We start from the raw sequence: 7,035 nt of genomic DNA on the forward strand, positions 1-7,035 counted from the left end.
CGGCTGCCCGGCCCGTCACCGAGAGGTGACGGGCCGGGCAGCCGTTGCGCTTTCAGCCCACGTCCACCGCCGTGTGCAGGACCCGGTCGGCACCGGCCGCGCGGACCGGACCGGTCAGGTGGAACGTGCCGCGCAACCGGACGTCGGTGCTGGACGAACCGACCATGACCGCGATCTCGCCCGGCTCCACGATGCGGCGCAGGTCCGCCCCGGTGTAGGCCAGCCGGTCCGCATGCAGCCGGAAGGTGACCCGGCGCTGCTCGCCGGGAGCGAGCAGGACGCGGGCGAATCCGGTCAACTGCGTCACCGGGCGGGGGAGTTGGGCGACCGGGTCGGCGGTGTAGAGCTGCACGACCTCCGCACCGGCACGGTCCCCGGTGTTGCGCACCAGGCAGCTGATCTCGACCTCACCGTCGGTCGGGATGCGCTCGGCGCTCAGCTCGATCCCCTCGTAGGCGAACGTCGTGTACGACAGCCCGTGTCCGAAGGGGTACGCCGGCGTGGGGTCGAGATTGCTCACGCCCTCGCTGTTGCCGCCCAGCGGAGCGTGCAGGTAGGTGGCGGGCTGGCCACCCCGGCTCCTCGGGACCTGGACAGGGAGCTTGCCCGAGGGAGTGACCCGCCCGGACAGCACACCGGCCAGCGCGGATCCGCCCTCCTCGCCGGGGAAGAAGGCCTGGACGACGGCGGCTGCGCGGTCGGCGTAGGCGCCCAGCGCGTAGGGCCGGCCGGAGACGACGAGCAGCACGACCGGGGTGCCGGTGGCCAGCAGCGCCTCGACCAGCTCGCCCTGGACGCCGGGCAGCGTCAGGTCCTCCGCGTCGCAGCCTTCGCCCGAGGTCCCGAGACCGAAGAGGCCGGCGCGGTCGCCGACGACGGCGACGCAGACGTCCGCCCGCCGGGCCTGCTCGACGGCCGCCTCGAAGCCACCGCGGTCGATGTCCTTGACCGGGCAGCCCTGTTCGTACGCGATCCGGGTGCCCGGCAGCTCGGCGGCGAGGGCGTCGAGCAGGGAGCGCGTCTCGATGCCGTTGTCGTAGCCGGGGTGGTGAGGCAGGACGTGGTTGGGGAAGGAGTAGCAGCCGAAGAAGGCGTTCGGGTCGTCCGCGCAGGGGCCTATGAGGGCGAGGGACGGGGTGTCCTGGCCCAGGGGCAGGATGCCGTCGCGGTTGTCGAGCAGGACGATGCTCTGCTCGGCCAGTTCACGGGCGATCGCGCGATGGGCCGGCGGATCGAAGTCGATCGGCTCCTCGGTGTCGACCTCGGGCCGGAAGTCGGCGTCGAGCAGCCCGAGTTCGGCCTTCTGGCGCAGCACACGGCGTACGGCGCGGTCGACCAGGTCCTCGGCGACGCCGCCGGACCGCACGAGTTCGGCGAGGGGTTCGCCGTAGCACAGGGTGTCGGGCAGTTCGACGTCGATCCCGGCCGCCAGGGCGCGGGCACCGGCCTCGCCGTCCGTGGCCGCGATCCGGTGCATGGTCCGCAGGAAGGCGATCGACCAGTAGTCGGAGACGACCGTGCCCTCGAATCCCCACTCCTCGCGCAGGGTTCCGGTGAGCAGGGACGGGTCGGCGCCGGCCGGCATGCCGTCGACGTCGGAGTAGGAGTTCATGACCGAGCGCGCCCCGCCCTCGCGCAGCGCCATCTCGAACGGCGGCAGGATCACGTCGGTGAACTCCCGGCGCCCCATGGAGACCGGGGCGTGGTTGCGCGCGCCCTTGGAGGCCGAGTACCCGGCGAAGTGCTTCAGCGTGGCGATGATCCCGGCGCTCTCCAGCCCGCGCACATAGGCGCTGCCGGTCATGCCGACCAGGTACGGGTCCTCGCCGAGGGTCTCCTCGACCCGGCCCCAGCGGTAGTCCCGTACGACGTCCAGGACGGGGGAGAGGCCCTGGTGGACGCCGACCCGGCGCATGCTGCTGCCGATGGCGTGGGCCATGCGCTCGACCAGGGCCGGGGAGAACGTGGCGGCCCAGGCGAGGGCGGTGGGGAAGACGGTGGCGCGGTAGGCGGTGAAGCCGGTCAGGCACTCCTCGTGCGCGATGGCCGGGATGCCCAGCCGCGTGTTGCCCATCAACTCGCGTTGAAGAGCGGCGAGTTGACGTGCACCCTCGGCCGGATCGACGGGGCGGGTGCCGAACGGCCGGGTGAGGTGGCCCAGGCCGTCCTTGCTCGCCGAGGCGAACTCCGTGTGCCGGGCGAAGACGTCCTGCATCGGGGCGACGTTGCCGCTGACGCTCTCGACGCCGGGCCAGGCGCTGCCGAGCTGGGCGAGCTTCTCCTCCAGGGTCATCTCCGCGAGGAGGGCCTCGACCCTGTCGTCGCGCGGGCAGGCCGGATCGGCCCAGGGTGTGGTCATGGTGCGTCCCTTGAGCTGGTGGCGCATGGCGCCGGTGTGGGGTCAGGTGTGGCTGGGGGGTGGGGCCGTGGATGCCCGGACCACCAACTGGGTGGCGAGTTCCATCCGGTGGCTGTCCAGGGGCTGTCCCGCGGCGAGCCGGAGCAGGCTGCGCAGCGCGGCGCGGCCGATCTCGGCGAAGGGCTGGCGGACGGTGGTCAGGGGTGGGGCGGAGGTGGCGGCCGCCGCGGTGTCGTCGAAGCCGACGACGCTCACGTCCTCCGGTACGCGCAGGCCGTGCACGCGGGCGGCTTCGATGACACCGAACGCCTCCAGGTCGTTGCCGGCGAAGACGGCCGTGGGCGGCTCGTCCAGGGCGAACAGCTCCAGGGCGGCCCGGTAGGCGGGTTCGAACCGGAAGTCGCCCTGCTTGATGAGGCGCGGGTCGGGCGTCACGCCGGCGCCGGTGAGGGCGGCCTGGTACCCGTGCAGCCGGGCGGTGTTGCACAGGGCGTCGTGCCGGCCCTCGATCATCGCGATACGGCGGTGGCCGAGCTTGAGGAGGTGTTCGGTGGCGGCCATGCCGCCGCTGAAGTTGGTGGCACCGATGCTCGGCACGCTCTCGTCGGGCACGTTCATCGGGTCGATCAGCACGAGCGGGATGCCCGACTGCGCGAACTGGGCCCGCTGCCGCGCGGTCAGTTCCGAGGTCACCAGGATGACCCCTTCCCGCCCCGCGTGCGCGATCTTCCTCGTCCAGGCCGCACCCAGCGGATCGTCGGGAGCGACGCCGATGACGACGTCGACGCCGGCCTCGGCCGCGGCCTCCGTCACGCCCTGGGTGATCACCAGGTCGTTGGGGTTGACCAGCTGGTCGAAGGTGAGGTCGATCGTCCGGACCGGCGACTGGGCGCCGCCCGGGCCACGGGCGACGTAGTCGTGCTCGACCAGCAGCCGCTCGATGCGCGCCCGGGTCTCGGGCGACACGTCGGTGCGGCCGTTGACCACCTTCGACACGGTGGCCACCGACACCCCGGCCGCTTCGGCGATACCGGTCAGGGTCGTCCGGCTCCGCTCGACGGCTCTCTTCGCCATGCTGATCCTTTCGAAGGCTTACGGGGAAGTTAGCGCAAGGTTTCGCGCCGGTCCAGCGTTGAATTTGTGCTGAAGATTAAACCCACGGACATCTTGACCCGGCCGAAAAGGGCACTTACTTTGTCGGCCACGAAACACAGAGGTTTCGAAAATTTTCGAGCCGCTGCGCAGAGCCGCGAAGCGCGTACGAGCCTCTGGAGAGCGAAGGAGCTCACGATGGCCACGAGAATGTCCACCCGTCTCCTGGTGACCGCCGGAGCGGCGGCCCTCGCCCTGACGGTAACGGCCTGCGGCAGCAGCGGGCGCACCACCGGCAGCGGTTCCGGCGACGGCACGCTGGTCTGGGCCCTCACCCAGGGATCCGAGGCGACCTTCCGCGCCTCGGCCACGGAGTGGAACAAGGCCCACGCCGACAGCAAGGTCGACTACCAGTTCTTCCAGAACGACCCGTACAAGCAGAAGCTGCGTACGGCCGTCGGCGCCGGCAACGGCCCGGTGCTGTTCGAGAACTGGGGCGGCGGTGCGCTCGCCGACTACGTCAAGGCCGGCAAGGTCGCCGACCTCACGCCCGACCTGGACAAGAACCCCGAGTGGAAGAACCGCATCTTCCCGTCGGTGCTGAAGTCCGCCACCATCGACGGCAAGGTCTACGGCGTCCCGGTCAACGGCGTGCAGCCCGTGGTCCTGTACTTCAACAAGGACCTGTTCCAGAAGGCGGGCGCCGAGCCGCCGAAGACCTGGGACGACCTGCTCGCCCTCGTGAAGAAGTTCAAGGCACAGGGCATCGCCCCGATCTCCATGGGCGGCGCCTCGAAGTGGCCCGACCTGATGTGGCTGGAGTACCTGGTCGACCGCGTCGGCGGCCCGGACACTTTCGCCAACATCGCCGCGGGAAAGAAGGGCGCCTGGTCCGACCCGGCCGTCCTCAAGTCCGCCCAGATGATCAAGCAGCTGGTCGACGCCGGCGGCTTCGCCAGGGGCTTCACCTCCGTCTCCGCCGACGCCGGCCAGGCCGAGGCCCAGGTGTACACCGGCAAGGCCGCGATGATCCTGCAGGGCAGCTGGGGATACGGCACCATCGCCTCCGGCTCGCCCAAGTTCGTCTCCGAAGGCCACCTGGGCTGGGCCGGCTTCCCGGCGGTCACCGGCGGCAAGGGCGACGCGACGAACATCGTCGGCAACACCGCCAACTTCTTCTCCGTGTCGGCACAGGCGAGCGCCAAGGAGAAGAAGACGGCCGTGTCCTACCTCAAGGACGGCGTCTACAACGACAGCTACGTCGACAGCCTCCTCAAGAACGGCGACGTACCGCCGGTGAAGGACCTCGACGCCAAGCTCAAGACCACGAAGAACGCGGACTGGACGACCTACGTCTACCACCTCACCCGCGACGCCAAGAGCTTCCAGCTCTCCTGGGACCAGGCGCTCAGCCCCGCACTCGGCGACGCCCTGCTGACCCACCTGGACCAGCTCTTCCTCGGCCAGATCAGCCCGCAGCAGTTCTGCGCCCAGATGGACCAGGCGGCGGCGAAGTGACCCTGACCGACGCCTCCAAGGCTCCGCCCGGCCGACGCGGCAGTGGCGACGGCCCGCCGTTCCTCATGGCCCTGCCCGCGCTGCTGCTGTTCGCCCTGTTCGCGCTCGTGCCGATGGCGATCGTGGTCTACCTGAGCTTCACCCGCTGGGACGGCCTGGGCAGCCCCGCCTGGGCCGGCTTCGACAACTGGCACGAGGCCCTCACCAGCGACGTCACCCGGCACGCCCTGTGGCTCACCCTCAAGATGATGCTCATCTCCTGGGCGGTACAGACCCCGCTCGCCCTGCTGCTGGGCGTGTTCGTCGCCGGAAAGCAGCGCTACCGCGCACTGCTCGCCGTCTTCTACTTCGTGCCGCTGCTGATCTCCACGGCGGCGATCGCCATCATCTTCAAGAACCTGCTCGACCCCAACTTCGGCCTCGGAGCGACGCTCCATCTCCCCCTGCTCGACAAGGACTGGCTGGGCGACCCCCAACTCGCCTTCTACGCCGTCGTGTTCGTCATCGCCTGGCAGTTCCTGCCCTTCCACACCCTGCTCTACCAGGCCGGGGCCAGGCAGATCCCGGCCTCCCTCTACGAGGCCGCCTCGATCGACGGGGCCGGCCGCATCAAGCAGTTCTGGCACATCACCCTGCCCCAGCTGCGCTACACGATCGTCACGTCGTCGACGCTGATGACCGTCGGCTCCCTCACCTACTTCGACCTGGTGTTCGTGCTCACCGGCGGCGGCCCCGGCTACTCCACCCGCATCCTGCCGCTCGACATGTACATCACCGGCTTCCAGAGCAACCAGATGGGTCTTGCCAGCGCCATCTCCGTGGTGCTCGTCGCGGCCGGACTGGTCCTCTCCCTCGCCCTCGTACGGTTCTCCGGTTTCAGCCGGATGCGCAGCCAGCAGGCAGGTATGTGATGTCCGCGCTCTCCCACGCCCCGTCCACCGACTCACCCGCCACGCCGGCCGTACGCCCGTCGTCCCGCGGCCGCCTGTGGCGGCTGGGCCGCACCAACCCGCTCGGCGCGCTGGGCGGCCTGGTCTGGCTGGTGATCGTCCTCGTGCCCGTCTACTGGGTCGTCGTCACCAGCCTGCGCACCCGCGAGGGCTACTTCGACGCCAACCCGCTCTCCGTGCCCACGCACCCGACCCTGCAGAACTACCGCCAGGTCCTCGACAACGGATTCGGCCACTACCTGCTCAACAGCTTCCTGGTCACGGCCGGCGCCACCGTGCTCACCCTCACGGTGTCCTTCCTCGCCGCCTACGCCATCGTGCGCGGCACCAGCCGCGCCCTGCGCTGGACGTTCAGCGTCTTCCTGCTGGGCCTCGCCATCCCCCTCCAGGCCACGATCATCCCGGTGTACTACCTGATCGCCAAGGCGCAGATGTACGACACCCTGCTCGCGATCGTGCTGCCCTCGGCGGCCTTCGCGATCCCGATCACGGTGATCATCATGGCGAACTTCCTCCGGGACATCCCCGACGAGCTGTACGAGTCGATGCGCGCCGAAGGCGCCGGCCATTGGCGCATGCTGTGGAACCTGGCCCTGCCGCTGTCCCGCCCGGCGCTGATCACGGTCACCATCTACGACGCGCTGAACGTCTGGAACGGCTTCCTGTTCCCGCTGATCCTCACCCAGAGCCCCGACAAGCGCGTCCTGCCGCTGTACGTCTGGAGCTTCCAGGGCGAGTTCACGATCAACGTCCCCGCCATCCTGGCCGCGGTCGTCCTCTCCACCCTGCCGATCCTCGCCCTGTACACCATCGGCCGCCGCCAGCTCATCAGCGGCCTCACCGCGGGATTCGGCAAGTGACCACACGCCGGCAGCTTCCGAGGGAAGGCCCCGCTTCATGACAGGAAGACGCCCCGTGTGGTGGGGCGTCGACCTACGTCAACCGCTCGTGAGCGGTTACCCGGGCGAAGGGGCCGGCCGGGCGATCAGCAGACGACCGAGGAATCCTCGGCGTCGGAGGACGTCCCCGTGAGGTTCGCCTCGATCCGGGTCAGCACCCGCATGGCCTGCTCGTACTCCTCCGTCGAGAACCCGGCCGCGGTGATCGACTCCAGGT

5 protein-coding genes are annotated in these 7,035 nt (G+C 70.0%); 3 read left to right on the forward strand and 2 right to left on the reverse strand.

Annotation, left to right across the window (positions count from 1 at the left end; genetic code table 11):
- Positions 1–52: 52 nt before the first annotated feature.
- Complete coding sequence (locus BEK98_RS47045) at positions 53–2,359, reverse strand: beta-xylosidase/alpha-l-arabinosidase (RefSeq protein WP_094222940.1); 2,307 nt, start codon at positions 2,357–2,359, stop codon at positions 53–55.
- Positions 2,360–2,401: 42 nt separating this feature from the next.
- A complete protein-coding gene (locus tag BEK98_RS47050; protein WP_094222937.1) occupies positions 2,402–3,433 on the reverse strand; it encodes a LacI family DNA-binding transcriptional regulator in 1,032 nt (343 codons plus the stop codon).
- 216 nt (positions 3,434–3,649) lie between these two features.
- On the opposite strand from BEK98_RS47050, the gene BEK98_RS47055 reads away from it, so the two are divergent.
- Genes BEK98_RS47055 through BEK98_RS47065 form a run of 3 tightly spaced genes read left to right on the forward strand, consistent with a single transcriptional unit; the run spans position 3,650 to position 6,779 of the window.
- Positions 3,650–4,969 (forward strand): extracellular solute-binding protein, encoded by a 1,320-nt coding sequence (locus BEK98_RS47055; RefSeq protein WP_208643442.1) that lies wholly within the window; start codon positions 3,650–3,652, stop codon positions 4,967–4,969.
- A gap of 2 nt (positions 4,970–4,971) precedes the next feature.
- Positions 4,972–5,880 carry a carbohydrate ABC transporter permease gene (locus tag BEK98_RS47060; RefSeq protein ID WP_167444462.1) on the forward strand — a complete coding sequence of 303 codons (909 nt, stop codon included), beginning with the start codon at positions 4,972–4,974 and terminating at the stop codon, positions 5,878–5,880.
- Entirely contained in the window at positions 5,880–6,779 is a 900-nt protein-coding gene (locus tag BEK98_RS47065) for a carbohydrate ABC transporter permease (protein WP_094222939.1), read from the forward strand. Before BEK98_RS47060 ends, BEK98_RS47065 begins: the two co-directional genes overlap by 1 nt.
- The last annotated feature ends 256 nt before the right edge of the window (positions 6,780–7,035 follow it).

The organism is Streptomyces diastatochromogenes, from assembly GCF_002242805.1.
Lineage (GTDB): Bacteria > Actinomycetota > Actinomycetes > Streptomycetales > Streptomycetaceae > Streptomyces > Streptomyces diastatochromogenes.